This is a genomic window from Pseudomonas sp. PDM05 (genome assembly GCF_014851685.1).
Classification (GTDB): domain Bacteria; phylum Pseudomonadota; class Gammaproteobacteria; order Pseudomonadales; family Pseudomonadaceae; genus Aquipseudomonas.
Genome location: NZ_JACVAC010000008.1, coordinates 44,325 through 66,369 on the forward strand (window position 1 = coordinate 44,325; position 22,045 = coordinate 66,369).

Sequence of the window (22,045 nt, forward strand, 5' to 3'; positions counted from 1 at the left end):
TCAGCGTCCTGGCTCGTCGTTCCAAAGGTATTTGTGCAACTGCAATTGCAGGCGCACCGGTAGATTGTCCGCCACCACCCAATCGGCGAGGTCGCGTGCGTTCAGGTCGTGGTGGCTTGGAGAGAACAGCACCTCGCCCGCGCGACGGTCCAGGCCATACTGGATCAGCTTGGAGTTCGCCCAATCGTAATCATCACGGGAACAGATAACGAACTTGACCTGATCGTTGGCCGTCAGCAAGTCGATGTTCTCGTAGCGGTTGCGGTGCGATTCCTTGGAGTCCGGGGTCTTGAGGTCGACTACCCGGCTTACCCGCGGGTCGACCGCGGAAATATCCAGGGCGCCGCTGGTTTCCAGGGACACCTCGTAACCGGCATCGCACAGCTGCTTGAGCAAAGGGATGGCATTGGGTTGCGCCAACGGCTCGCCGCCCGTCACGCAGACGTAGCGCGGCCGGTAACCGGCAACCTGTTCGAGGATGTCGTCGAGGGTACGCACGGTGCCACCACTGAAAGCGTAGGCGCTGTCGCAGTATTGGCAGCGCAACGGGCAACCGGTCAGGCGCACAAATACTGTGGGCAGGCCAGCGGTGCGCGTTTCACCCTGCAAAGAGTAAAAAACTTCGGTGATACGTAATGTGTCTTGCATAGTCGCCACGGGCGTAACAGCTAAACAGGCTGTCCGCCTCCGTCAGGCACTTCATGAGACCCCGCCAACGCGTAGACCCCAAGAAGCGTGTTTCATAAAAGGGCGTGGATTCTAACGAAAAAACCCGCGCCAGGCGCGGGTTTCTTCTGAACGGGCTGCTTTGCCTACAAGCGTTGCAGATCCCGTTGGGCCAACTGGGCAGCGGAAGTCCCCGGATACTGGGCAACCACTTGCTGCAGAATGCCTTTGACCTTGTCGGTATGACCCAGGCGGCGTTCTACGTCAGCGAGTTTGTACAGCGAATCCGGCACCTTGGCATGCTTGGGATAGAGCTGGCTGACCTTGGCAAATGCCTGGCCTGCGCCCTGCAAGTCACCCTTGGCCAGGTTGACCTCGCCCAACCAGTATTGGGCGTTGCCCGCGTACTGGCTGTTTGGGTATTTGCGCAGGAAAGCGCTGAATGCCTGGCTGGCCTTATCGAAATCCTTGGCTTTGATCAGGTCGAACGCCGCATCGTAATACAGCTTTTCCTTCGCCGGATCACCCGGTTCGCTGCTCGCGGCAGGGGCTTGGCTGGCAGCCGCCCCCGCTGCTGCACCACCGATGGCAGCACTAGGTGCACCACCGGCGGAAGAATTATCAGGAGTTGCGGCAGGTGTAACACCGGCTCCAATGCGTCGATCAAGATCCTGGTAACGTTCCAGGCCTTCTTGCTTCAGCTGGCGCACTTCGTTCTGCAGAATTTCAATGGTGCCTTGTTGCTGCGCCAATTGATCCTGCATGCGTTGCAGCTGGTTGAACAGTTCGCCCTGTGCCGAGGGAGCGGACGTAGCCGCTCCCCCCGCATAGGCGCCGTTCGTGCCATAACCTGCTGGCGGATAACTGCTCCCGCTATTGTTATAGCCAGAGTTGCTATCTTCCACAGGAACCGCAGCCCACACCGCAAGCGGTGCGAGGCTGAGAGCCAATACAGTCAGAGCACGACGGCACGTTCGCATGACGAATTACTTACGCAGTTCGACGCGACGGTTTTGAGCCCAGGACTGCTCGTCGTGGCCAGTAGCAACTGGACGCTCTTTACCGTAGGAAACCAGTTCCAGTTGGCCTGGAGCAACACCTTGCAGTACCAGGTAGCGCTGAACGGCTTTCGCACGACGCTCGCCCAGTGCCATGTTGTACTCACGAGTACCACGTTCGTCGGTGTTACCTTCCAGAACAACGCGAGCGCCGTTAGCTTTCAGGTCCTTCGCGTGAACGTCCAGAGCGCGCATGGCTTCTGGTTTCAGGTCCGAACTGTCGTATTCGAAGTAGAAAGTGGTGATAGCGCGCAGAGCAGCTTCTTCGCTCAGGGAGCCGTCAACTGCACCAGTGTTAGCGCCGTAACCAGCGTTTGGATCAACAGCTGCGCCTTCACCGGCATTGTCGCCGCCTTTAGACGAGCAACCAACGGCTACGGACAGAGCCAGAGCCAGAGCAGCAAACTTACCAAACTTCAGCATTTCCATCGTGAAACTCCTAATGAACCCCAGTGTGTTAAGCAAATCTTGTAGCGCCGCGTCAGTTCAGGTAAGGGGACCAGGATGGTTCTCTGACTTCGCCTTGAGCGGTAGGAAGTGGGAGCCTTACGCGTCCATTAATGGACACGAGCATCAAGACTCCCCGGCCCTGCTGGCGGGTGGCGTAGATTACCATGGTGCCGTTGGGCGCAACAGTGGCTGACTCATCAAGGTTGGTATCTGTGAGGATTTTTACGGTTCCGCGCTGCAAATCCTGGGCCGCAACCCGGAAATTAGTGAAACCATCCTGACGGTGAATCATCACCAACGTCTTTTCATCAGCCGAAAGTTTAGGGTTGGCGTTGTAGTTGCCGATAAAAGTCACGCGTTCCGCGCCACCGCCACCAACACTCGCCTTGTAGATTTGTGGTTTGCCGCCACGGTCGGAGGTGAAGAAGATGGTCGAGCCATCCTTACCCCAGAACGGTTCGGTGTTGATACCCGGGCCGCTGGTCACGCGAGTAATCGCACGCGAAGCCATGTTCATCACGTAGATGTCCGGGTTGCCGTCCTTGGACAGCACGAACGCCAGGCGCGAACCATCCGGCGACCAGGCTGGCGCACCGTTGAGGCCTTCGAAGTTGGTGATCTGCTCACGACGGCCAGTATCGATGTGCTGGACGAAGATACGCGGACGCTTCTGTTCAAAGGACACGTAGGCAATACGCTTGCCGTCCGGCGCAAAACGCGGCGACAGGATGGGCTCACGCGATTGCAGCAAGGTCACTGCACGAGCACCGTCGTAGTCCGAACGCTGCAAGGTGTAGCGGGTGTTGTCTACCGAGAAACGCTCAGCCGTTACATAAAGCAGACGCGTCGAGAAAGCACCTTTGATGCCGGTGAGCTTTTCAAACGACTGGTCCGAGATGTAGTGGGCCATGTCGCGGATTTGCTCGGCTGTGCCCGACACGCTGCCGGTCAGGACCTGCTGCTCGGTGGCCACGTTGAACAAGGTGTAGGTGATTTGCAGGCGACCGCCGGCCGGCGTGATATTACCGACCATCAGGTACTGCGCGCCCACGGCTTTCCAGTCACGGAACACGACTTCGCTGGCCTGGTTCGGCTGGCTGATCATGTTGCCTTTCGGAATCGGCGCGTAGTAGCCGGAGTTGCGCAGGTCGTCGCTGACGATCTGGGCCATGTCGTCCGGCAGCACGCTGCCGCCCTGCCAGCCGAACGGTACTACCGCAATCGGGGTGGCCCGATCGCTACCGCTGGTGACCAGGATGTTCTTTTCATCCGCCGCCGCTATCCCTGCCATACAGCAAATAACGACAAGCATTCCTCGAAGAAGGTTTCTCACAAGGCTAGATCCTCAGGTGTGAATGTCATCTTGAATGAACGATAGGGAGCGAAGTCGCTTGGTTTCATTCCCTGCATCTCGGTCAACCGGCCAATGTTCTTGACCGCTGCAACCGCCGAACTGTCGAACGAACCATCGCCACTGGACTTGGCCACGCTGACCGAAGTCACCGTGCCGTCCGGCAACATGCCGATCTGCAGCACTACTGTCATGCCTTTGCGTGCCGAAGGTGGACGTGTCCAGCCTTCCGCTGCCCGTGCCCGAATCAGGTCGTCGAAACTGCCCGCGACTTCGTCACCACGTTCATCGGCCAAGGCTTGCTGACGCTGCGGCGTGTCGGAAAGCAAATCTGCCAGGGCCTGGGCCTTTTTCTCTTCGGCGGATTTACGTGCTGCTTCCTGGGCCTTTTTCTTGGAGGCATCGGCGGCAGCTTTCTTCTTCGCGTCGTCGGCGACTTTTTTCTTCGCCTCGTCTGCTTCAGCTTTTTTCTTGGCGTCTTCGGCGGCTTTCTTCTTCGCGTCTTCGACTATTTTCTTCTTGGCTTCTTCAGCGGCCTTTTTCTTGGCCTCTTCTTCGGCAGCTTTCTTGGCTTCTTCTTCAGATTTCTTCTTGGCTATATCAGCCAATTGTTTCTCTTCGGCTTTTTTAGCTTCGGCAGCTTTCTCGGCTTTTTTGGCTTCATCAGCCTTTTTCGCCTCGTCGGCCTTCTTCGCTTCGTCAGCCTTTTTCGATTCCTCGGCCTTTTGAGCCGCCTCTTCTTTCTTTTGTTCCGCAGCAGCCTTCACCGCTTCCTGCTCGACCTTCTTCTGTTCCATCTGTTCGACTTCAGTCTGGCGCGCAGCCGACTTCTGGGCCTCACCTGCAATCTTCTGATTGGTCTGGGTGGTGGCCTGGCTTTTCGATTTCAGCTGATACAGGGTCGCCTGCACGATCGGCTTGGCTGGCGGCAAGTCCGGGGTCATGGCAAAGCTTACGAACAGCATGCCAAACACCAGGACGTGCAGGGCAATTGCCCAGACGCTAGGCCAGAAGTAGCTTTCCGAGGCGGACGGCTCTCGCTGTTGCTGCATCAGGGCGCCTCGGTAATCAAGCCAACGTTACCGACGCCGGCCTTCTGCAGCCCGCCCATGGCACCCATGACGGATCCGTAGTCGACTGCCTTGTCACCCCGGATAAACACCTGGGTGTGCTTGCCGCCTTCGTTGCCGGCGCGAATGATCTTGGTCACCGCATCGGTCATCGCCGGCAAGGTCATGGCCTTGTCCTGTTGCTTCTGAGTGTCGACTTCGCTGCCAAGGTTCCAGTAATAGGTCTTGTCGGACTTGATCGAAATGGTCAGCACCTGGGTGTTGTTGTCCTGGGGCAAGGCTTCGCTGGAAACCTTGGGCAGGTCAACCTTCACACCCTGGTTGAGCATCGGCGCGGTCACCATGAAGATCACCAGCAGCACCAGCATCACGTCGATGTAAGGCACTACGTTCATCTCGGCGACCGGCTTGCGCTTGGTTCGAGCTCGAGTGATTAAAGCCATCGGGAGGTACCTGCTTATTCTTCGCTGGTGTGCACTTTACGGTGCAGGATCGCCTGGAATTCATCGGCGAAGGTGTAGTAACGGCCAATCAGGTTTTCGCCGCGGGCGGCAAAACGGTTGTAGGCGATGACTGCCGGGATCGCAGCGAACAGGCCGATCGCAGTGGCGATCAAGGCTTCGGCGATACCCGGGGCCACGGTGGCCAGGGTCGCTTGCTGAGCCTGGGCCAGGCCACGGAAGGAGTTCATGATGCCCCACACGGTACCGAACAGACCGATGTACGGGCTCACGGAACCCACGGTGGCGAGGAACGGCAGGCTCTGCTCCAGTTTCTCTTCTTCGCGGGAGATGGCGACGCGCATGGCACGGGCCACGCCTTCCATCACCGCTTCCGGGTCGACGCCTGGCTGCTGGCGCAGACGGGAGAATTCCTTGAAGCCAGCGCGGAAGATCTGCTCGACACCCGAATCCGGGTCCGGGTTGCTGCCCGCCTGGCGGTACAGCTTGGACAGGTCGATACCCGACCAGAAGCGCTCTTCAAAGCTCTCCAGGGCACGTCGACCGGCACGCAGCAGGTTGCTGCGCTGAAAAATCATGACCCAAGAGGTAACCGATGCGGCTACCAGGATCAGCATCACCAGTTGAACCACGACACTGGCATTGCTGACCAGGCTCCACATGGAGGAATGGTCGACGACGGTAGGTTCCACGCTAAATCTCCTGCTTTGATTGTTTACCCGCGCCGCTTACGTCGGCAAAGGCCGCACGTAGAGCTTCGGGAATGGCCCGGGGTTTCAAACTATTGGTGCGCACACAGGCCACCAGGAACTGCCCCTCACAGAGCAGCGTTGCATCCGTTGCCCGCCTGACCTGCTGTTTGAAGCGCAGGCTGACACGGTTCAATTCGATTACTTCAGCGCTGACCAGCAGTTCGTCGTCGAGCCGCGCCGGCGCGTAATAGCGCGCCTCGCTGGAATGCACGACAAACAACAGGTCCTCCCCTGCCAGCTGGGATTGGGCAAAGCCCAGCTCCCGCAGCCGCTCGGTGCGAGCCCGCTCCATGAACTTGAGATAGTTGACGTAATACACGATGCCGCCCGCATCGGTGTCCTCGTAATAAACGCGACAGCGATGTGCGAACGACTGATCCCCGTTTTGCGCGCGCATACTCTAGTGCTTACTCCTCAGGTTGCCAATTGGCTGGGCAACTGTTTTTTCATTCTATGAAACATTTCTAACGACTGAATGACGACACCAGCCACTAGGACAGCACAAACCTCAGATAAATCGACTGGTGTGACCTTTTTAATCGTCCACTGCATCAAGGAATTCGTCTACCACGGGCATCTCACCCAATCGTGACGGAATGTTTAGCCCGAAGTGCAGATAGGCGTGGCGCGTCACCACGCGCCCCCGCGGCGTGCGCATGATATAGCCCTGCTGGATCAGGTAAGGCTCCAACACATCCTCGATGGTATGACGCTCTTCACTGATGGCAGCCGCCAGGCTGTCAACGCCCACCGGGCCGCCGTCGAACTTCTCGATCATGGTCAAGAGTAGACGTCGGTCCTGGTGATCGAAGCCGTGCTCGTCCACATCCAGCAGGTTCAAGGCCAGGTCGGCGACGGCCTTGGTGATATGCCCCTTGGCCCGCACTTCGGCGAAGTCACGCACGCGACGCAGCAGACGGTTGGCGATTCGTGGCGTACCGCGGGCACGACGGGCGATTTCAAACGCACCTTCCGGGTCCAGGGGCAAACCGAGAATGCCCGCCGAACGGCTGACGATGGTCGCCAGGTCTGCGGTGCTATAGAACTCTAGACGTTGAACAATGCCGAAACGGTCTCGCAACGGGTTGGTCAGCATGCCCGCGCGAGTGGTGGCGCCGACCAGGGTGAAGGGTGGCAGGTCGAGCTTGATCGAGCGGGCCGCCGGGCCTTCGCCGATCATGATGTCGAGCTGGAAATCCTCCATCGCCGGGTACAGCACTTCCTCGACGATGGGTGACAGACGATGAATCTCGTCGATAAACAGCACGTCGTGGGGCTCAAGATTGGTCAACAACGCCGCCAGATCACCCGGACGCTCCAGCACGGGGCCGGACGTGGACTTGATCGACACGCCCATTTCCTGGGCAATGATGTTGGCCAGCGTGGTTTTACCCAAGCCCGGCGGGCCGAAGATCAGCGTGTGGTCCAAGGACTCACTGCGCCCGCGCGCCGCCTGGATAAACAGCTCCATCTGCTCGCGCACGGTGGGCTGGCCAATGTAGTCGGCCAGGCTCAACGGGCGGATGGCGCGGTCCTGGACTTCTTCACGGTCACGCGGACCGGTGGCCGCAATCAGACGATCAGCTTCAATCACTTAAATCATTCCCTTCAGGGCGCGGCGGATCATATCTTCGGCACTCAGGTTCTTGTCCTTGATGGCCGACACGGCCTTGCTGGCTTCCTGGGGCTTGTAGCCCAGGGAAATCAGCGCGTTGACAGCGTCGCTCTCGGCGCTGGCGACCTGGGCCGCCGGCATATCCGGCTGGTTCGGCACCAGGGCGAACATGCTCGGTACGACTTCCCAGGCCTTGAAGCGGTCCTTGAGTTCGACCAGCAAGCGCTCGGCGGTCTTCTTGCCAACCCCCGGCACCTTGGTCAGCGCCGACGTGTCCTGGGCCGAGACGGCGCGCACCAGCTCATCCACTTCCAGGCTCGACATCAACGCCAGCGCCAGCTTCGGCCCGACACCATTGAGGCGAATCAGCTCGCGGAAGAAATCACGGTCGCGCTTGCCAATGAAACCATAGAGCAATTGCGCATCTTCGCGCACCACCAAGTGGGTGTGCAGCGTAATCGGCTCGCCGACCGACGGCAGGCGATACAGGGTGGTCATGGGCACTTCCAGCTCATACCCCAACCCGTTTACATCCAGAATCAGGTGCGGCGGCTGTTTTTCAGCCAGGGTGCCGCGCAAGCGTCCAATCACGGTTCAAATCCTTAAAGCTTGAGGTCAGATAAAAGGCCTGACCGGGAAAAACGATTGCGCTGATGCTATCAGAGACGCAGCCGCCCGCCACGACTGCGTGCAGTACCCAGGCCGTGAGGCAATAGGCTGGAACGGGTGTGCGCGTGGCAAATGGCGATGGCCAGTGCGTCGGAGGCGTCGATTTGTGGCTTTGCGGTGAGCTTGAGCATGTGCATGACCATCATCTGCACTTGTTCCTTGTTCGCCGCGCCGGTGCCGACCACGGCCTGCTTGACCTGGGTCGCGGTGTATTCGGCGATCTCCATGCCCTCTTCGGCACCCGCGACGATGGCAGCACCACGGGCCTGGCCGAGCTTCAGTGCCGAATCGGCGTTTTTGGCCATGAACACCTTTTCGATGCCCATGGTCACCGGACCATAGGTCTGGATCACTTCACGCACGCCGCGATAAACAATCTGCAGGCGCTCGGCCAGCTCGCCCGCCCCGGTGCGGATACAGCCCGAGGCGACATAGATGCAGCCACGCGGGGTCTGTTGCACCACGCCAAAACCGGTGATGCGCGAACCGGGGTCGATACCTAGGATTAAAGTCATAACGCCTGCGGTTTGGGTAAAACAATTTTTGATACTAAGGAGATCCAATGTGGGAGCGGGCTTGCCCGCGAAGACGGTGGATCAGTCAACATTTTCAGCGACTGGTACACCGCATTCGCGGGCAAGCCCGCTCCCACATTTTGATCGACGTCATACCTCAGACTAGCTGTGCAGCCACATCCTCCGGGATGTCGGCGTTGGAATAGACGTTCTGCACATCATCCAGGTCTTCGAGCATATCCAGCAGCTTCAGCACTTTCTGTGCGCCATCCAGGTCCAGTTCGGCGCTGGTGGTCGGCAGCATCACGATTTCCGCGTCGGTACCTTTGAAACCGGCGGTTTCCAGGGCGTTACGCACGGAGTAGAAACTGGCAAACGAGGTGAACACGTCGATGGAACCATCGTCGTTGGTGACCACGTCGTCCGCATCCGCTTCCATCGCCGCTTCCATCAGCGCGTCTTCATCCGTACCCGGCGCGAACGTGATCTGCCCTTTACGCTCGAACAGGTAAGCCACTGAACCATCGGTGCCCAGGTTGCCGCCGCACTTGCTGAACGCATGGCGCACGGCCGCCGCAGTGCGGTTGCGGTTGTCGGTCATGCACTCGACCATCACCGCCACACCGCCCGGGCCGTAGCCTTCGTAGGTCAGCTCGACCATGTCGTCGGTATCGGCAGCGCCGGCACCACGGGCCACGGCGCGGTCGATGATGTCGCGGCTCATGTTGGCGCCGAGGGCCTTGTCCAGCGCGAGGCGCAGGCGCGGGTTGGAGCCCGGGTCACCACCGCCCTGGCGGGCGGCGACAGTCAGCTCGCGAATCCACTTGGTGAAGATCTTGCCTTTCTTGGCATCCTGACGCTCTTTGCGGTGCTTGATGTTCGCCCACTTGGAATGGCCAGCCATAACACAACTCCGAAATTCTGTAGAAACCTTGTCAACCCTGCCCCAGGCAGGATGCAACCCTTGTAACGCAAAGGCGCATCCGAAGATGCGCCTTTTTTAGACTGCGTAGAACTCAATGCGCTTTCACGCCGCAGCCTTACTCAGCCTTCGGTGTCTCACGCAGGCGGATGTGCAGTTCGCGCAGTGCCTTGGCATCCACCACACCCGGAGCCTGGGTCATGACGTCCGCAGCGCTCTGGGTTTTCGGGAAGGCGATCACTTCACGGATCGACTGGGCGCCGGTCATCAGCATCACCAGACGGTCCAGGCCGAACGCCAGGCCACCGTGGGGCGGCGCACCGTATTTCAGGGCGTCGAGCAGGAAGCCGAACTTCTCTTCCTGTTCCGCTTCGTTGATGCCCAACAGGCGGAACACCGCTTGCTGCATTTCCTTGCGGTGGATACGGATCGAACCGCCACCCAGCTCAGTACCGTTCAGAACCATGTCGTAGGCGCGGGACAGCGCGCCAGCCGGGTTGGCTTCCAGCTCGGCCGGCGAGCACTTCGGCGCGGTGAACGGGTGGTGCAAGGCGCTGAAGCTGCCGTCGTCGTTCTCTTCGAACATCGGGAAGTCAACGACCCACATCGGGGCCCACTCGCAAGTCAGCAGGTTCAGGTCGTGACCCAGCTTGATCCGCAGCGCGCCCAGGGCTTCGCTGACGATCTTGGCCTTGTCGGCGCCGAAGAACACGATGTCGCCATCGACTGCACCAACGCGATCGAGGATCGCGTTCAGGTTGTCCAACGGGATGTTTTTCACGATCGGCGATTGCAGACCGTCAACACCGTTAGCACGCTCGTTGACCTTGATGTAAGCCAGGCCCTTGGCACCGTAGATGCCGACAAACTTGGTGTAGTCGTCGATCTGCTTGCGCGGCATGCTTGCGCCGCCAGGTACGCGCAGGGCGGCGATACGGCATTTAGGGTCATTGGCCGGGCCGCTGAACACCTTGAAGTCGACTTCCTTCAGCTGGTCGGCCACGTCTACCAGTTCCAGCGGGTTGCGCAGGTCTGGCTTGTCGGAACCGTAGCGGCGCATGGCTTCTTCGAAGGTCATGTGCGGGAAATCGCCGAATTCCAGATCCAGCACTTCCTTGAACAGGTTGCGGATCATTTTTTCGGTCAGGCCCATGATCTCGTTTTCATCGAGGAAGCTGGTCTCGATGTCGATCTGGGTGAATTCGGGCTGGCGGTCGGCGCGCAGGTCTTCGTCGCGGAAGCACTTGGCGATCTGGTAGTAACGGTCGAAGCCAGCGACCATCAGCAGTTGCTTGAACAGCTGTGGCGATTGCGGCAGGGCGAAGAACGAACCGGCATGGGTACGGCTCGGCACCAGGTAGTCGCGCGCGCCTTCCGGGGTGGCCCGGGTCAGGATCGGCGTTTCCACGTCCAGGAAGCCGTTCTCGTCGAGGAAACGGCGGATGCTGGTGGTCATGCGCGAACGCAGGCGCAGCTTCTCGGCCATTTCCGGACGACGCAGGTCCAGGAAGCGGTAGCGCAGGCGGGTTTCTTCGCCCACGTCGGAGTATTCGTTGAGTGGGAACGGCGGGGTTTCCGACTCGTTCAGCACTTCCAGTTCATAGCCCAGCACTTCAATCGCACCGGAGGCCATGTTCGCGTTCACGGCACCGGCCGGACGCAGGCGAACCTTGCCGGTGATCTTCACGACGTATTCGCTGCGCACGCGGTCGGCGGCGGCGAAGCTTTCGGCGCGGTCCGGGTCGAACACCACCTGGGCCAGACCATCACGATCACGGATATCGAGGAAGATCACCCCGCCGTGGTCGCGGCGACGGTGAACCCATCCGCAAAGGGTGATTTCCTGACCATCCAGGGTCTCGTTCAGTTGGCCGCAATAGTGGCTGCGCATCATGGTAGTGGTTTCACTTCTCGTAATTCGAAATTCGGTGGAGGCCTGCCTCGTCACCGTACATTAAAGCAGGGGACGGATAATGCAGGAGCCTGCGCGTAGAGTTCAACTCAGTCTGCTTTGTCGCCGCCCGCCAGATTCTTCTTCGAGCCGGTCTTGAAATCGGTCTCGTACCAGCCGCTGCCACTCAGGCGGAAGCCCGGCATGGACAACATCTTCTTGAGTTCCGGCGCCTGGCAGGCTGGGCAATCGACCAACGGTGCTGCGCTGATCTTCTGAATGGCTTCCAACTGATGACCACAGGAAGCACATTGATAGTCGTACATGGGCATGGCGATGTCTCGGCGATCAGATCATTACTGCGCCACGCCTGGCCCTTGGAGAACAGCCCCGGCCTGCGCAGCAAAGCGCGGGATTATATATGGTAAATCAAGGCAGCGCAGCCGGCTTTCTGCCCTAAGCACGGCCCGCCAGGGCAGCGGGTCGTCCTCGGGGCCGCCGTGCTACTCGGGGTTCGGCGGCACAACATGGCCCTTCAATGCGTGAACCACACACACCACACGGACCAGACCACTGAAGTTCTTCACCCCCCCGTAACGCAAATGCACTTCCCGATCGACATACGACAGCAACGCACTGACCGAACAGGCATTGATCCTGGCAATTTCCGTGAGGATATTCCAATAGATCTGCTCAAGCCGCAGGCACGTGGAAAACCCATTGAGCCTGACCGATCGGGACAAGGGCTTGGACAGCCCCATGTCGAATCCCTTTGCAAAGGGATCGACCTTTATCTTATGGAAACCACAGGCCTCCATCACTCCATTACCCACTCCGCGTGACATACACCTGACACTCCATTGCCAAACAACAGCCCACGGGGTACTCCCGTTGGACAGTGGGCCTATAAAACAGCAGGACGAGCAGAGCGGCCAGAAGACGCGGAGTTGATAGTCGTAGGACAACGCCAGGAAGCGCAGGGAAACAAGCGAGCGGCGCCAGGGTGGCGCCGCTCGAAGCAGGTATCTACTGGTTTTCGAGCAGGGAACGCAACATCCACGCGGTCTTCTCGTGGACCTGCATGCGCTGGGTCAGCAGGTCGGCAGTCGGCTCATCGCTGACCTTGTCGAGCAATGGAAAAATGCCACGCGCGGTACGAGTGACCGCCTCCTGGCCCGCCACCAGCTGCTTGATCATCTCTTCAGCGCTGGGCACGCCTTCCTCCTCCTTGATGGAAGACAGGCGAGCATAGATCGAATAGGCACCCGGCGCCGGGAAACCCAGGGCACGGATACGTTCGGCAATGGAATCCACCGCCAGCGCCAGTTCGTTGTACTGCTCCTCAAACATCAAGTGCAGCGTACGAAACATGGGGCCCGTGACGTTCCAGTGGAAGTTGTGGGTCTTCAGATACAGTACGTAGGTATCGGACAGCAGACGCGAAAGCCCATCGACGATGGATTTACGGTCTGCTTCACTGATACCAATATCGATTGCCATGTTTTTCCCCTTCAATTGACGAGCGTTCATTGATCAGGTGCAGGACCACTCTAGCAAGAGACCCGGTGTTGTGCAGCCCGACACACCCCGGTGACCTGCGGCAAATCGCCCCTCTGCCGCTCGCCAGGCGGCGTGGGGCAAGCGCTACAGCGCGCAGGCAGACTCTTGAAATACCCCTCAAAACACCCAAACCTGTCTAGGACAAGCGTTTGCCGCATAAACGCCGCGCCTCCTGCAACACCCGCAAATGCTTGATTTGAGTAGGCACAGCCTTTGCTGTTAAATAGGCGGCGTGTGGCTGCCGTTAATGTTTGCGGCACGTTACATAGGCTGATACCCGCGCACGTGCTCAACGCCTCCCATTGTTCAGAAGCGAACCGTGCCAGTCAGCTCTTCCTTGTGATCCGTCTTAACGTGAGTTAATCAAAATGTTGAAAATCGTCCACCTGCTAACGGGCGTTGCAGCTTTGCTGCTGTCCTTTATCCCGAGCCTGCAGCCTGAAAGCCTGCCCTACCTGCAACAATATGACGCTCTGTACCTGGCCTTGTTCGGCCTTCTTAACCTGACGCTGGCACCGGTGATCCCTTACTGGAACAAAGGCACACGTCATCAACTGCAAAACCTGGTCAGCGCACTGCTGGTACTGACCGTTGTCGTACAAACCCTCACCCTCCTGGCACCCATGCCTGAAGTCGGTGGCCACCCGGCCATCCTGCTCAGCCTGGTAATTGCCGTGGTTGCCATCGTTCTGCACCTGGCAATCAGTTTCTACCGTTCGTCGCCTGCAGCCGCTTCGCAAAACTACGACATGACCAACCGCGATACCGGGACGGTCAAGTGGTTCAACACGTCCAAGGGCTTCGGCTTTATTTCTCGTGATTCGGGCGACGACATCTTCGTCCACTTCCGGGCCATTCGCGGCGAAGGCCATCGTGTCCTGGTGGAAGGCCAGCGCGTGGAGTTCTCCGTGATGAACCGCGACAAAGGCCTGCAAGCCGAAGACGTGATTGCGGCCCTGCCGCGTCGCTGATCCACGCCTTCGCAGCAAAAAAAAACCGCGATCCAGTGCACACTGGATCGCGGTTTTTTATTGCGCGCCTGTTTAGTAATGAGGCGGCGGCGCTTCTTCTTCGGAGGTCTCGAACTGGCCGCCCATTTCTTCCTGGCGCTTGAGCAGTGCCGTCATCTGCAATTGCAAACGCTCGACCGCCCGTTGCTGGGTGACAAGGATGTCATTGAGGGTTTCGATAGTATCGTCCTGAAACGCCAGGCGGCTTTCCAGGTCGTTGACGCGGTCTTGCAGATCCATGGTTCAGCCCTGGGTAAAGATGAAGTCGGCCGGCAACAGCGTGCGCAACCTGGCGCGAATGGCCGCAACCTGCTCCGCGGTGTATGGCACGGCGGGGTGTTTGCCCCACACCGGCGCAGGCCAGGCAGCGTCATCGCGCTTGCGCACGATCACATGCACGTGCAACTGACTGACCACGTTACCAAGGGCGCCGATATTCATCTTGTCCGCCGCCAGACCTTCATTGAGAAGTTGTGCCAGGGCTGTGGTCTCTTGCCACAGCGTCTGCTGATCGGCGACACCCAGTTGAAACACTTCACTGATACCGTTGATACGCGGCACAAGAATGAACCACGGGTAATTCGAATCATTGGACAGCAGCAGGCGGCACAAGGGGAAATCCCCGAGGGTCAGCGTATCTTGTTGCAGGCGTTGGTCTAAGGCGAACACCGCGGGCACTCCGTATTGGCAGGTCAGTTTCAGGCGCCCAGCATACCTTCGAATGGCCCGCCATGCAGAAGAGGCGATGCAACCCGAGAAAAACAACTGCACCTTTTCGATGCAGGCGGATATTTCAACTACGCTAGGTCGGGCCTCAGCGGGACGCACCAAAATGACCCACCTGTGCCTCAAAGCGATCCGCCGATTACCCACTCTCGGGGTGAACCGGTAACGTTTTGCTCTGGAGCAAGTTTTGCGCGGCCCCGTTCAGGTGTAATGGCCCGGCGTCAAGCCCAAACCAAACGGCGTAAAAACCCCGTGCTTATGCGGTTTTTACATTGAGATAACGGCTTTCACGAAAAAATGACATTCGGTTACCGGTTTGTGCACGCTTGTTGCATTCAACCTCACATCGTCGACAACGACACCCGCCTGGAAGCAGGTGTTACGCGATAAGAACAGCAGCGTTTCAATGTATAACCAGGAAGAATCCAAACTTTTAAAAAGCTTGGAAACAGCATTGAAGTTGTCAGTCCCGCTACATTCAGGACTGTGAATTTGCGACATGGATCTAGCAATTTGCGACAGCCTCGTAAAGAAGCTGAAAGGAAAGATAGGCAAGTATCGCCAAGTATTGTCAGCGTGATATAACTTTGCGCCGACACAAAAAGAAAGAGCCGCCCAGACAAAAATACAGGTGGGACGGCAGTACTCTTCCTAAAAACCAAAGGAGCAAATCACGATGCGCGTGATGAAGTGGAGCATGATCGCCCTGGCTGTTTCAGCAGGCACCTCGCAGTTCGCAATGGCGTCCGCCCAGGACGACTCCAAGGGCTTTATCGAAGACAGCACGGCCAGCATTCTGACCCGGGCCCTGTACTTCAGCCGTGACCGCCGTAACCACGATGCAACTCAAAGCCGTATCGAAGAAACCGGTCTTGGTTTCCACGGTCTGTTCAGCTCGGGTTACACCCAAGGCACCATCGGTGTCGGTGTAGACGTGATCGGCCTGCTGGGCGTCAAACTCGACAGCGGCAAGGGTCGCGCCGGTACCGGCCTGTTCCCTCAAGGCTCCGACGGCCGTTCGGAAGACGACTATTCCAAAGGCGGCGCTGCCGTTAAGTTCCGTATCTCCAACACGGTCCTGAAGGTCGGCGATCAGTACACCACCGCTCCAGTATTCGCCTCCGATGACAGCCGCTTGCTGCCGGAACTGCCGCAAGGCGTTTCCATCACCAGCACCGACATCAAAGATCTGAAACTGGAAGCCGGTCACTTCACCTCGATCGTTGCCCAGGACCAGACCTACAAGGACAGTATCAGCAGCTCCGAGCCTGGCTCCAAGCGTGGCCTGCGTGATGCCAACTTCGTCGGCGGCGTTTACTCCTGGACCCCAGAGTTCACCACCAGCCTCTACTACTCGAAAGTGGAAGATTACTGGAAGAAGATCTACGCCAACGTGAACTGGACCCACGCCCTGAGCGATGACCAATCCGTAGCCGTAGACTTCAACATCTACGACACCAAGAGCGAAGGTGCTGGCCTGGTACGTTCCGACAAGGACGGCAGCAAGCTCGACAACCGTGCGTTCAGCTTGCAGGGTGCTTACACCCTCGGCGCTCACACCTTCACCCTGGCAGCCCAGAAAGTCACCGGCGACGGCCAATACGCCTACGGCGTAGACGGCGGCGGCACGATCTTCCTGGCCAACTCCATCGCCCGTTCCGACTTCAACGCCGAAGGCGAGAAGTCCTACCAGGCTCGTTATGACCTCAACATGGCTACCTTCGGTATTCCTGGCCTGAGCTTCATGACCCGTTACGTGAAAGGTACCGGCGCCAACATCGCCAGCACCAGCAACGGTAAAGAGTGGGAACGCGACATCGAAGCCAAATACGTGATCCAGAGCGGTCCAGCCAAAGACCTGAGCCTGCGCGTACGTCAAGCGACCTATCGCTCGTCTGATCAGGTTTACTCGGGTTCGCTCGACGAACTGCGTCTGATCGCGCAATACCCGCTGAACATCCTGTAATTGATTGCTTGATTACAACGATGACGTAAGGCTTCGGCCTTAAATAAAAAGCCGCTCCCCTGCAAACAAGGGAGCGGCTTTTTTATTGCAGTATTGTTTCAGCGAATAAATAACTAGCAAGCTAACTAACGAGATTAAACTCGCTGCTTCGAACCTGACCTGTCAGCCAAGTTCGGCGCAATTGACCTGGTATTATTTAGCTGCAGTTTCCTGCATCACACGAATAACCCGCTGTGGAAACGGAATATCAATCCCCGCCGCTTTCAAGCGGTCACGGGCAAGTTCATTGAACATGAACATCACATCCCAATAGTCCGCTGTCTTGGTCCAGCAACGCAGGGACACAGTGATAGAGCTGTCGCCCAAGGTCGAAACCACCGCTACCGCGGCCGGGTCTGCCAGCACGCGCGGGTCTTTCGCCAGATCCAGCAGTACCTCACGGGCCTTCTGCAGGTCGGCGTCATAATCCACACCCACATCAAACACCACCTTGCGGGTCGGCTGACGGTTGGTGTTGGTGATGATGCCGTTGGACAGGCTGCCGTTCGGGATGATCACCGTCTTGTTGTCGCCGGTGCGCAGCACGGTGTGGAAGATCTGGATGCTGTCGACCGTACCCGAAGTACCCTGGGCTTCAATCCAGTCACCAATGCGGAACGGGCGGAACAGCAGAATCAGCACGCCGCCGGCGAAGTTCGCCAGGCTGCCCTGCAGTGCCAGGCCGATGGCCAGGGTCGCGGCACCAATCGCGGCGACGAACGAGGTGGTTGCCACGCCGATCATCGACGCCACGTTGACCATCAGCATGACTTTCAGCGCGATGTTGGCCAGGTTGGTGATGAAGTGTTGCAGGGCCAGGTCCGCATTGCGCAGGGCCAGCAGGCGCCCCACACGGTGGGTCAATATGTTGATCAGCCACCAGCCGATGGCCAGGGTGAGGACGGCCAGCAGCACCCGGCTGCCGTATTCCATGATCATCGGGACCCACGACTGCGAGGTCTTGATCAAGTGATCCATTTCAGCGTTCAAATCCATGTAGCTTCTCCTGTGTGGCGGATGTGCGGCTTTATTGACTGCCTAAAAACGCAAATGAGCCCCGTAGGGCTCAAGTGTAGGCACGGATTCTGGGGCGTGGGACGTCAAAAACGCCCCCAGGTTCCGCGAGGTGCCATCAGTCGCGGAAGTTATTGAACTGCAGCGGCATGTCGAAGGTCTTGGCGCGCAGGGCCGCGATGGCCTCTTGCAGGTCGTCACGCTTCTTGCCGGTAACACGCACCTGCTCGCCCTGGATGGCAGCCTGGACCTTGAGCTTGGCATCCTTGATATGAGCAACGATCTTCTTCGCCAGCTCCTTGTCGATGCCTTCCTTGAGCACGGCTTCCTGTTTCATCAGCTTGCCGGAGGCGTAGGCATCCTTGATTTCAAGGCACTGCGCATCGATCTTGCGCTTGACCAGCGACAGCTTGAGGATCTCGATCATCGCTTCCAGCTGGAAATCGGCTTCAGCGGTCAGGTTGACGGTCAGTTCCTTTTCCTTGAATTCGAAGCTGCCCTTGCCTTTCAAGTCATAGCGACGGTCCAGTTCCTTGACGGCGTTCTCGACGGCGTTGGTGACTTCGTGTTTGTCCAGTTCGGATACCACGTCGAACGAAGGCATGTCATTTCTCCAATATAAGGGGCGGGCTCAGTAGAGATGGAGCGCGCCCGAGCTAAAATGCCGGAGCATTATAGCGGTTCTTTCGCCTCGTTCACTGCGGGCGACCCTACGGAGCAAAATCTGATGTCGACCACCTGGCATATTCTCGGCGCCGGCAGCCTTGGCACCCTCTGGGCCACGCGGCTGGCCCGTGCGGGCGTGCCCGTGCGGTTGATCCTGCGCGATGCGGCACGCCTGGCCAGCTATCAGGCGACACCTGGTCTGACCCTGGTGGAGCATGATGTGGCACACACCTACCCGGTGATCGCCGAAACGCCCGACAACCTAGAGCCAATCCGTCGCCTGCTGGTGGCGTGCAAAGCCTACGACGCACAAAGCGCCGTCGCACAGCTGCAACATCGGCTCGCGCCAGACGCCGAACTGATCCTGCTGCAGAACGGCCTCGGCAGCCAGGACGCCGTTGCCACCCAGTTACCCCAGGCCCGCTGCATCTATGCCTCCAGTACCGAAGGCGCGTTTCGCGACGGCGACTGGCGCGTGGTGTTCGCCGGCCACGGCTACACCTGGCTGGGTGACGCCAGGCATCCCACCCCGCCGCTGTGGCTGGAAGACCTACAGGCTGCAGGAATCCCTCACGAATGGAGCACCGACATCCTCACCCGCCTGTGGCGCAAGCTCGCACTCAACTGCGCGATAAATCCGCTGACGGTGCTTTACCAATGCCGCAACGGCGGCTTGCAGGCCCACGCCTGTGAGGTCGCGACCCTCTGCGCGGAATTGAGCGAGTTGCTCGAGTGCTGCGGCCAGCCCGTCGCCGCACAAGACCTGCACAGCGAAGTGGTACGGGTGATCCAGGCGACTGCAGCCAATTACTCCTCGATGTACCAAGACGTGGCCAACGCCCGGCGCACCGAAATCAGCTACCTGTTGGGCTATGCTTGCCAGGCGGCGTCCCGTCACCAATTGAATCTGCCGCACCTGCAACAAGTGCAAATGCGCCTGGTCGAGCAGTTGCATGCACGCGGATTGCCCCGCGACTGAACCACGCGCTACCCTGCCCGCCTGTCTATCACCTGGGAAAACCCTGATGCCGCTGCGCCAGCGTCTTGAAAATCTACCGGTCGGGCAGAAACTGCTCGCCGCCCTGCTGGTGCTGCTGACCACTGTATTGCTGGTGGCCAACCTCACGTTTATCAGCGCCGCCTACTGGATCTCCCAGGAGAGCATGGCCCCCCAGGCACTCCAAGCCATCGGTCGGTTGGTCTCCAACCCGGCCCTGGCCGCCGAAGCCCTGGAATCCCCGGCCAAAGCCGACGCCCTGCTCAACGAGCTGACCAGCTACTCACCGCTGCGCGCCGCCGCCCTGTATGACAGCGAAGGCAACCGCCTGGCGCAATTGCAACATGGCGACCGCCTGCACCTGCCGGACAACTACCGGCATATCGAGGCCTGGCGCGCCACCGAGTTTCGCAGCAACCAAGTCATTACCCTGCCCCGTCCGGGCCAGCCATCCGGGCATTTGCTGCTGGTCGCCAGCAGCGAGCTGCCGGTAGCGTTCTATACCGGCACCTTGACCGCGAGCCTGGGCATCCTGATTTTCAGTGTGCTGTTGTGGCTGGTCATCGCCCGGCAGATCAAACGCCTGATCACCCGGCCGATCCATGAATTGGAAGAACTGTCGCGCCAGGTTACCCGCGAAGAGAACTACGCCTTGCGTGCCGGGCGCGGCAACCACGATGAAATCGGCAGCCTGGCCGAAGCCTTCAACACCATGCTGTCGCGCATCGAAGCCCGCGAGCAGCAGCTCAAGCGCGCGCGGGACGACTCCCAGGAAGCCTACGCCCAAGCCCAGGGCCTGGCCGAAGAAACCCGCCACACCAACCGCAAGCTGGAACTCGAAGTACAGGTGCGCAGCAAGATCGAGAAAAAGCTCACGGGTTTCCAGAACTACCTCAACAGCATCATCGACTCCATGCCGTCGGCCCTGATCGCCCTCGACGAACAGCTCTACGTCACCCAGTGGAACCAGGAGGCCAGCGCGCTCTCCGGCACACGCCTGGATGAAGCGCTGAACCAACCGATCTTCCTTGCGTTCCAGCCGCTCAAGCCATACCTGCCGCAGATCAAGGCCACAGTGGAACAGCACACCGTGGAACGCATCGAGCGCGTTACCTGGATCAAGGACGACGAGCCCAAACACTACGCCCTGACCTTCTACCCGCTGATGGGCGGCGCCGGGCGCGGGGTGGTGATCCGCATCGACGACATCACCCAGCGCCTGTCCCTGGAAGAAATGATGGTGCAGTCGGAGAAGATGCTTTCGGTCGGCGGGCTGGCCGCCGGTATGGCCCATGAGATCAACAACCCACTGGGGGCGATCCTGCATAACGTGCAGAACATCCGCCGCCGCTTGTCACCGGACCTGCCCAAGAACCTCGAACACGCCGAACAGGTCGGCGTCGAGTTGGACACGGTGAACCGCTACCTGCAAAGCCGTGAAGTGCCGCAACTACTCGACGGCATCCAGCAGGCCGGCGCGCGCGCAGCGAAAATCGTGACCCACATGCTCAGTTTCAGTCGCCGCAGCAACCGGCAGATGGCGCCCTGCGACCTGCCCGCGCTGATCGATCAAGCCGTGGAAATCGCTGGCAATGATTTCGACCTGACCATCGGCTTCGACTTCAAGGGCCAGGCCATCGTCCGCCAGTTCGACCCGCAACTGGGCCCCGTGCCCGGCACAGCCAACGAGCTTGAGCAAGTGTTGCTCAACCTGCTCAAGAACGCCGCCCAGGCCATTCACCTGCGTGAAGACGACCGCGAGCCCGGACGCATCATCCTGCGCACGCGCCTCAACCCACCGTGGGCGGAGATCCAGGTGGAAGACAACGGCATCGGCATGAGCGAAAACGTGCGCAAACGCACATTCGAGCCGTTCTTCACCACCAAGGAAATCGGCCAGGGCACCGGGCTTGGGCTATCGGTGTCGTACTTCATCATCACCAACAACCACAAGGGCCAGATGGAAGTGCAATCGACCCTCGGCCAAGGCACTTGCTTCACCTTGCGCCTGCCCCTGGCGGGCAGCCAACTGCCGCCTTACGAACTCACCCAACTGGAGCAATGACCATGGGCTTTCGCCTGTCGAAGATCTACACCCGCACCGGCGACAAGGGCGAAACCGGCCTCGGTGACGGCCGCCGCGTGCCCAAGGACCACCCGCGCGTGGAGGCGATTGGCGAGGTGGATACGCTCAATAGTCAACTGGGGCTATTGCTGGCCAATCTGGAAGAACAGAGCGGCAAACACCCACAACTCAAAGATGTGATCGAAGTGCTTACGCCGTGCCAGCATCGCTTGTTTGACCTCGGCGGTGAACTGGCCATGCCGGTGTACAAGGTGCTGAATGCGGCGGAAGTGGACCGATTGGAAGCGGCGATTGATCGTTGGAACGAGGAGGTCGGGCCGCTGGAAAACTTCATCCTGCCCGGTGGCTCGGCGTTGATCGCCCAGGCACACGTGTGCCGCAGCCTGGCGCGTAGTGCAGAGCGGCGGTGTCAGCAGTTGAATGGGATTGAGCCACTGGAAGGCGTGGGGTTGGCGTATATCAATCGGTTGTCGGATTTGTTGTTCGTGGCGGCGCGGATTATTGCCAAACGCCAGGGTGTTGCTGAGGTTTTGTGGCAGGCAGCCGCTAAACCCCATTGAT

General features: G+C 59.2%; 25 protein-coding genes. 5 read left to right on the plus strand and 20 right to left on the minus strand.

What is annotated here, in order from left to right:
* The 16 genes from queE to IB241_RS17065 form a co-directional block, all read right to left on the minus strand.
* Window positions 1-648 carry a 7-carboxy-7-deazaguanine synthase QueE gene (gene queE / locus IB241_RS16990; protein ID WP_159955528.1) on the minus strand — a complete coding sequence of 216 codons (648 nt, stop codon included), beginning with the start codon at window positions 646-648 and terminating at the stop codon, window positions 1-3.
* A gap of 164 nt (window positions 649-812) precedes the next feature.
* The gene (ybgF, locus tag IB241_RS16995) at window positions 813-1,646 is read right to left on the minus strand and encodes a tol-pal system protein YbgF (RefSeq protein WP_192299425.1); all 834 of its coding nucleotides are present in this window, start codon (window positions 1,644-1,646) and stop codon (window positions 813-815) included.
* Window positions 1,647-1,652: 6 nt separating this feature from the next.
* On the minus strand, window positions 1,653-2,153 hold the full coding sequence (gene pal / locus IB241_RS17000; protein WP_003209827.1) for a peptidoglycan-associated lipoprotein Pal: 501 nt from the start codon (window positions 2,151-2,153) through the stop codon (window positions 1,653-1,655).
* Window positions 2,154-2,205: 52 nt separating this feature from the next.
* Complete coding sequence (tolB, locus tag IB241_RS17005; protein WP_192299426.1) at window positions 2,206-3,486, minus strand: Tol-Pal system beta propeller repeat protein TolB; 1,281 nt, start codon at window positions 3,484-3,486, stop codon at window positions 2,206-2,208.
* Window positions 3,487-3,503: 17 nt separating this feature from the next.
* Complete coding sequence (tolA, locus tag IB241_RS17010) at window positions 3,504-4,577, minus strand: cell envelope integrity protein TolA (protein ID WP_159959465.1); 1,074 nt, start codon at window positions 4,575-4,577, stop codon at window positions 3,504-3,506.
* Window positions 4,577-5,029, minus strand: coding sequence for a protein TolR (tolR, locus tag IB241_RS17015; RefSeq protein WP_161549410.1), 453 nt, complete (start codon window positions 5,027-5,029; stop codon window positions 4,577-4,579). The genes tolA and tolR overlap by 1 nt, the downstream gene beginning before the upstream one ends.
* Window positions 5,030-5,052: 23 nt before the next feature.
* Window positions 5,053-5,748, minus strand: a complete 696-nt coding sequence (gene tolQ / locus IB241_RS17020) for a protein TolQ (protein ID WP_032890916.1) — start codon at window positions 5,746-5,748, stop codon at window positions 5,053-5,055.
* 1 nt (window position 5,749) lies between these two features.
* On the minus strand, window positions 5,750-6,205 hold the full coding sequence (gene ybgC / locus IB241_RS17025; protein WP_192299427.1) for a tol-pal system-associated acyl-CoA thioesterase: 456 nt from the start codon (window positions 6,203-6,205) through the stop codon (window positions 5,750-5,752).
* Window positions 6,206-6,343: 138 nt separating this feature from the next.
* Window positions 6,344-7,402 carry a Holliday junction branch migration DNA helicase RuvB gene (gene ruvB, locus IB241_RS17030; protein ID WP_015885611.1) on the minus strand — a complete coding sequence of 353 codons (1,059 nt, stop codon included), beginning with the start codon at window positions 7,400-7,402 and terminating at the stop codon, window positions 6,344-6,346.
* Complete coding sequence (ruvA, locus tag IB241_RS17035) at window positions 7,403-8,014, minus strand: Holliday junction branch migration protein RuvA (RefSeq protein WP_003193868.1); 612 nt, start codon at window positions 8,012-8,014, stop codon at window positions 7,403-7,405. It abuts the gene before it with no gap.
* A 68-nt stretch (window positions 8,015-8,082) separates the two neighbouring features.
* Complete coding sequence (gene ruvC, locus IB241_RS17040) at window positions 8,083-8,607, minus strand: crossover junction endodeoxyribonuclease RuvC (protein WP_065908840.1); 525 nt, start codon at window positions 8,605-8,607, stop codon at window positions 8,083-8,085.
* Between the two features lie 157 nt (window positions 8,608-8,764).
* Window positions 8,765-9,511, minus strand: a complete 747-nt coding sequence (locus IB241_RS17045; protein WP_192299428.1) for a YebC/PmpR family DNA-binding transcriptional regulator — start codon at window positions 9,509-9,511, stop codon at window positions 8,765-8,767.
* Between the two features lie 136 nt (window positions 9,512-9,647).
* Window positions 9,648-11,423 (minus strand): aspartate--tRNA ligase, encoded by a 1,776-nt coding sequence (aspS, locus tag IB241_RS17050; RefSeq protein WP_192299429.1) that lies wholly within the window; start codon window positions 11,421-11,423, stop codon window positions 9,648-9,650.
* Window positions 11,424-11,530: 107 nt separating this feature from the next.
* A complete protein-coding gene (locus IB241_RS17055; protein ID WP_010208103.1) occupies window positions 11,531-11,752 on the minus strand; it encodes an FmdB family zinc ribbon protein in 222 nt (73 codons plus the stop codon).
* A 171-nt stretch (window positions 11,753-11,923) separates the two neighbouring features.
* Window positions 11,924-12,265, minus strand: coding sequence for a ribbon-helix-helix domain-containing protein (locus tag IB241_RS17060; RefSeq protein ID WP_192299430.1), 342 nt, complete (start codon window positions 12,263-12,265; stop codon window positions 11,924-11,926).
* Between the two features lie 181 nt (window positions 12,266-12,446).
* Window positions 12,447-12,920, minus strand: a complete 474-nt coding sequence (locus IB241_RS17065; protein WP_122720393.1) for a Dps family protein — start codon at window positions 12,918-12,920, stop codon at window positions 12,447-12,449.
* A 428-nt stretch (window positions 12,921-13,348) separates the two neighbouring features.
* On the opposite strand from IB241_RS17065, the gene IB241_RS27790 reads away from it, so the two are divergent.
* Window positions 13,349-13,951 carry a cold-shock protein gene (locus IB241_RS27790; RefSeq protein ID WP_191956007.1) on the plus strand — a complete coding sequence of 201 codons (603 nt, stop codon included), beginning with the start codon at window positions 13,349-13,351 and terminating at the stop codon, window positions 13,949-13,951.
* A gap of 72 nt (window positions 13,952-14,023) precedes the next feature.
* Here the strand turns inward: IB241_RS27790 and IB241_RS17075 are convergent, their stop codons facing one another.
* On the minus strand, window positions 14,024-14,230 hold the full coding sequence (locus IB241_RS17075) for a SlyX family protein (RefSeq protein WP_010208093.1): 207 nt from the start codon (window positions 14,228-14,230) through the stop codon (window positions 14,024-14,026).
* A 3-nt stretch (window positions 14,231-14,233) separates the two neighbouring features.
* Window positions 14,234-14,659, minus strand: coding sequence for an HIT domain-containing protein (locus IB241_RS17080; protein WP_192299431.1), 426 nt, complete (start codon window positions 14,657-14,659; stop codon window positions 14,234-14,236).
* 733 nt (window positions 14,660-15,392) lie between these two features.
* On the opposite strand from IB241_RS17080, the gene IB241_RS17085 reads away from it, so the two are divergent.
* Window positions 15,393-16,682: an OprD family porin gene (locus IB241_RS17085; protein ID WP_192299432.1), complete on the plus strand. Its 1,290-nt coding sequence runs from the start codon at window positions 15,393-15,395 to the stop codon at window positions 16,680-16,682.
* Window positions 16,683-16,874: 192 nt separating this feature from the next.
* Here the strand turns inward: IB241_RS17085 and IB241_RS17090 are convergent, their stop codons facing one another.
* Together IB241_RS17090 and IB241_RS17095 are read right to left on the minus strand one after the other, a co-directional pair.
* Window positions 16,875-17,717: a mechanosensitive ion channel family protein gene (locus IB241_RS17090; protein ID WP_192299433.1), complete on the minus strand. Its 843-nt coding sequence runs from the start codon at window positions 17,715-17,717 to the stop codon at window positions 16,875-16,877.
* A gap of 136 nt (window positions 17,718-17,853) precedes the next feature.
* The gene (locus IB241_RS17095) at window positions 17,854-18,339 is read right to left on the minus strand and encodes a YajQ family cyclic di-GMP-binding protein (RefSeq protein WP_003175814.1); all 486 of its coding nucleotides are present in this window, start codon (window positions 18,337-18,339) and stop codon (window positions 17,854-17,856) included.
* Between the two features lie 123 nt (window positions 18,340-18,462).
* Here IB241_RS17095 and IB241_RS17100 point away from each other — a divergent pair, with 123 nt between their 5' ends.
* From IB241_RS17100 to IB241_RS17110, 3 genes are read left to right on the plus strand one after another with little or no spacing between them, the layout of a single operon-like run.
* A complete protein-coding gene (locus IB241_RS17100) occupies window positions 18,463-19,380 on the plus strand; it encodes a putative 2-dehydropantoate 2-reductase (protein WP_192299434.1) in 918 nt (305 codons plus the stop codon).
* Between the two features lie 46 nt (window positions 19,381-19,426).
* Window positions 19,427-21,463: a sensor histidine kinase gene (locus tag IB241_RS17105; protein ID WP_192299435.1), complete on the plus strand. Its 2,037-nt coding sequence runs from the start codon at window positions 19,427-19,429 to the stop codon at window positions 21,461-21,463.
* Window positions 21,464-21,465: 2 nt separating this feature from the next.
* Window positions 21,466-22,044: a cob(I)yrinic acid a,c-diamide adenosyltransferase gene (locus tag IB241_RS17110; RefSeq protein WP_192299436.1), complete on the plus strand. Its 579-nt coding sequence runs from the start codon at window positions 21,466-21,468 to the stop codon at window positions 22,042-22,044.
* Window position 22,045 lies beyond the last annotated feature (1 nt).

Excerpts from the sequence above, each read along its gene's own strand:
- tolB (WP_192299426.1), bottom strand. The coding sequence starts at position 3,486 with ATGCTTGTCGTTATTTGCTGTATGGCAGGGATAGCGGCGGCGGATGAA.
- IB241_RS17100 (WP_192299434.1), top strand. The coding sequence starts at position 18,463 with ATGTCGACCACCTGGCATATTCTCGGCGCCGGCAGCCTTGGCACCCTC.
- IB241_RS17045 (WP_192299428.1), bottom strand. The coding sequence starts at position 9,511 with ATGGCTGGCCATTCCAAGTGGGCGAACATCAAGCACCGCAAAGAGCGT.
- IB241_RS17060 (WP_192299430.1), bottom strand. The coding sequence starts at position 12,265 with ATGTCACGCGGAGTGGGTAATGGAGTGATGGAGGCCTGTGGTTTCCAT.
- IB241_RS17085 (WP_192299432.1), top strand. The coding sequence starts at position 15,393 with ATGCGCGTGATGAAGTGGAGCATGATCGCCCTGGCTGTTTCAGCAGGC.
- IB241_RS17105 (WP_192299435.1), top strand. The coding sequence starts at position 19,427 with ATGCCGCTGCGCCAGCGTCTTGAAAATCTACCGGTCGGGCAGAAACTG.
- IB241_RS17110 (WP_192299436.1), top strand. The coding sequence starts at position 21,466 with ATGGGCTTTCGCCTGTCGAAGATCTACACCCGCACCGGCGACAAGGGC.
- IB241_RS17075 (WP_010208093.1), bottom strand. The coding sequence starts at position 14,230 with ATGGATCTGCAAGACCGCGTCAACGACCTGGAAAGCCGCCTGGCGTTT.
- IB241_RS17095 (WP_003175814.1), bottom strand. The coding sequence starts at position 18,339 with ATGCCTTCGTTCGACGTGGTATCCGAACTGGACAAACACGAAGTCACC.
- queE (WP_159955528.1), bottom strand. The coding sequence starts at position 648 with ATGCAAGACACATTACGTATCACCGAAGTTTTTTACTCTTTGCAGGGT.
- ybgF (WP_192299425.1), bottom strand. The coding sequence starts at position 1,646 with ATGCGAACGTGCCGTCGTGCTCTGACTGTATTGGCTCTCAGCCTCGCA.
- ruvC (WP_065908840.1), bottom strand. The coding sequence starts at position 8,607 with ATGACTTTAATCCTAGGTATCGACCCCGGTTCGCGCATCACCGGTTTT.
- pal (WP_003209827.1), bottom strand. The coding sequence starts at position 2,153 with ATGGAAATGCTGAAGTTTGGTAAGTTTGCTGCTCTGGCTCTGGCTCTG.
- IB241_RS17065 (WP_122720393.1), bottom strand. The coding sequence starts at position 12,920 with ATGGCAATCGATATTGGTATCAGTGAAGCAGACCGTAAATCCATCGTC.
- IB241_RS27790 (WP_191956007.1), top strand. The coding sequence starts at position 13,349 with ATGTTGAAAATCGTCCACCTGCTAACGGGCGTTGCAGCTTTGCTGCTG.
- ybgC (WP_192299427.1), bottom strand. The coding sequence starts at position 6,205 with ATGCGCGCGCAAAACGGGGATCAGTCGTTCGCACATCGCTGTCGCGTT.
- IB241_RS17090 (WP_192299433.1), bottom strand. The coding sequence starts at position 17,717 with ATGGATTTGAACGCTGAAATGGATCACTTGATCAAGACCTCGCAGTCG.
- IB241_RS17055 (WP_010208103.1), bottom strand. The coding sequence starts at position 11,752 with ATGCCCATGTACGACTATCAATGTGCTTCCTGTGGTCATCAGTTGGAA.
- aspS (WP_192299429.1), bottom strand. The coding sequence starts at position 11,423 with ATGATGCGCAGCCACTATTGCGGCCAACTGAACGAGACCCTGGATGGT.
- tolA (WP_159959465.1), bottom strand. The coding sequence starts at position 4,577 with ATGCAGCAACAGCGAGAGCCGTCCGCCTCGGAAAGCTACTTCTGGCCT.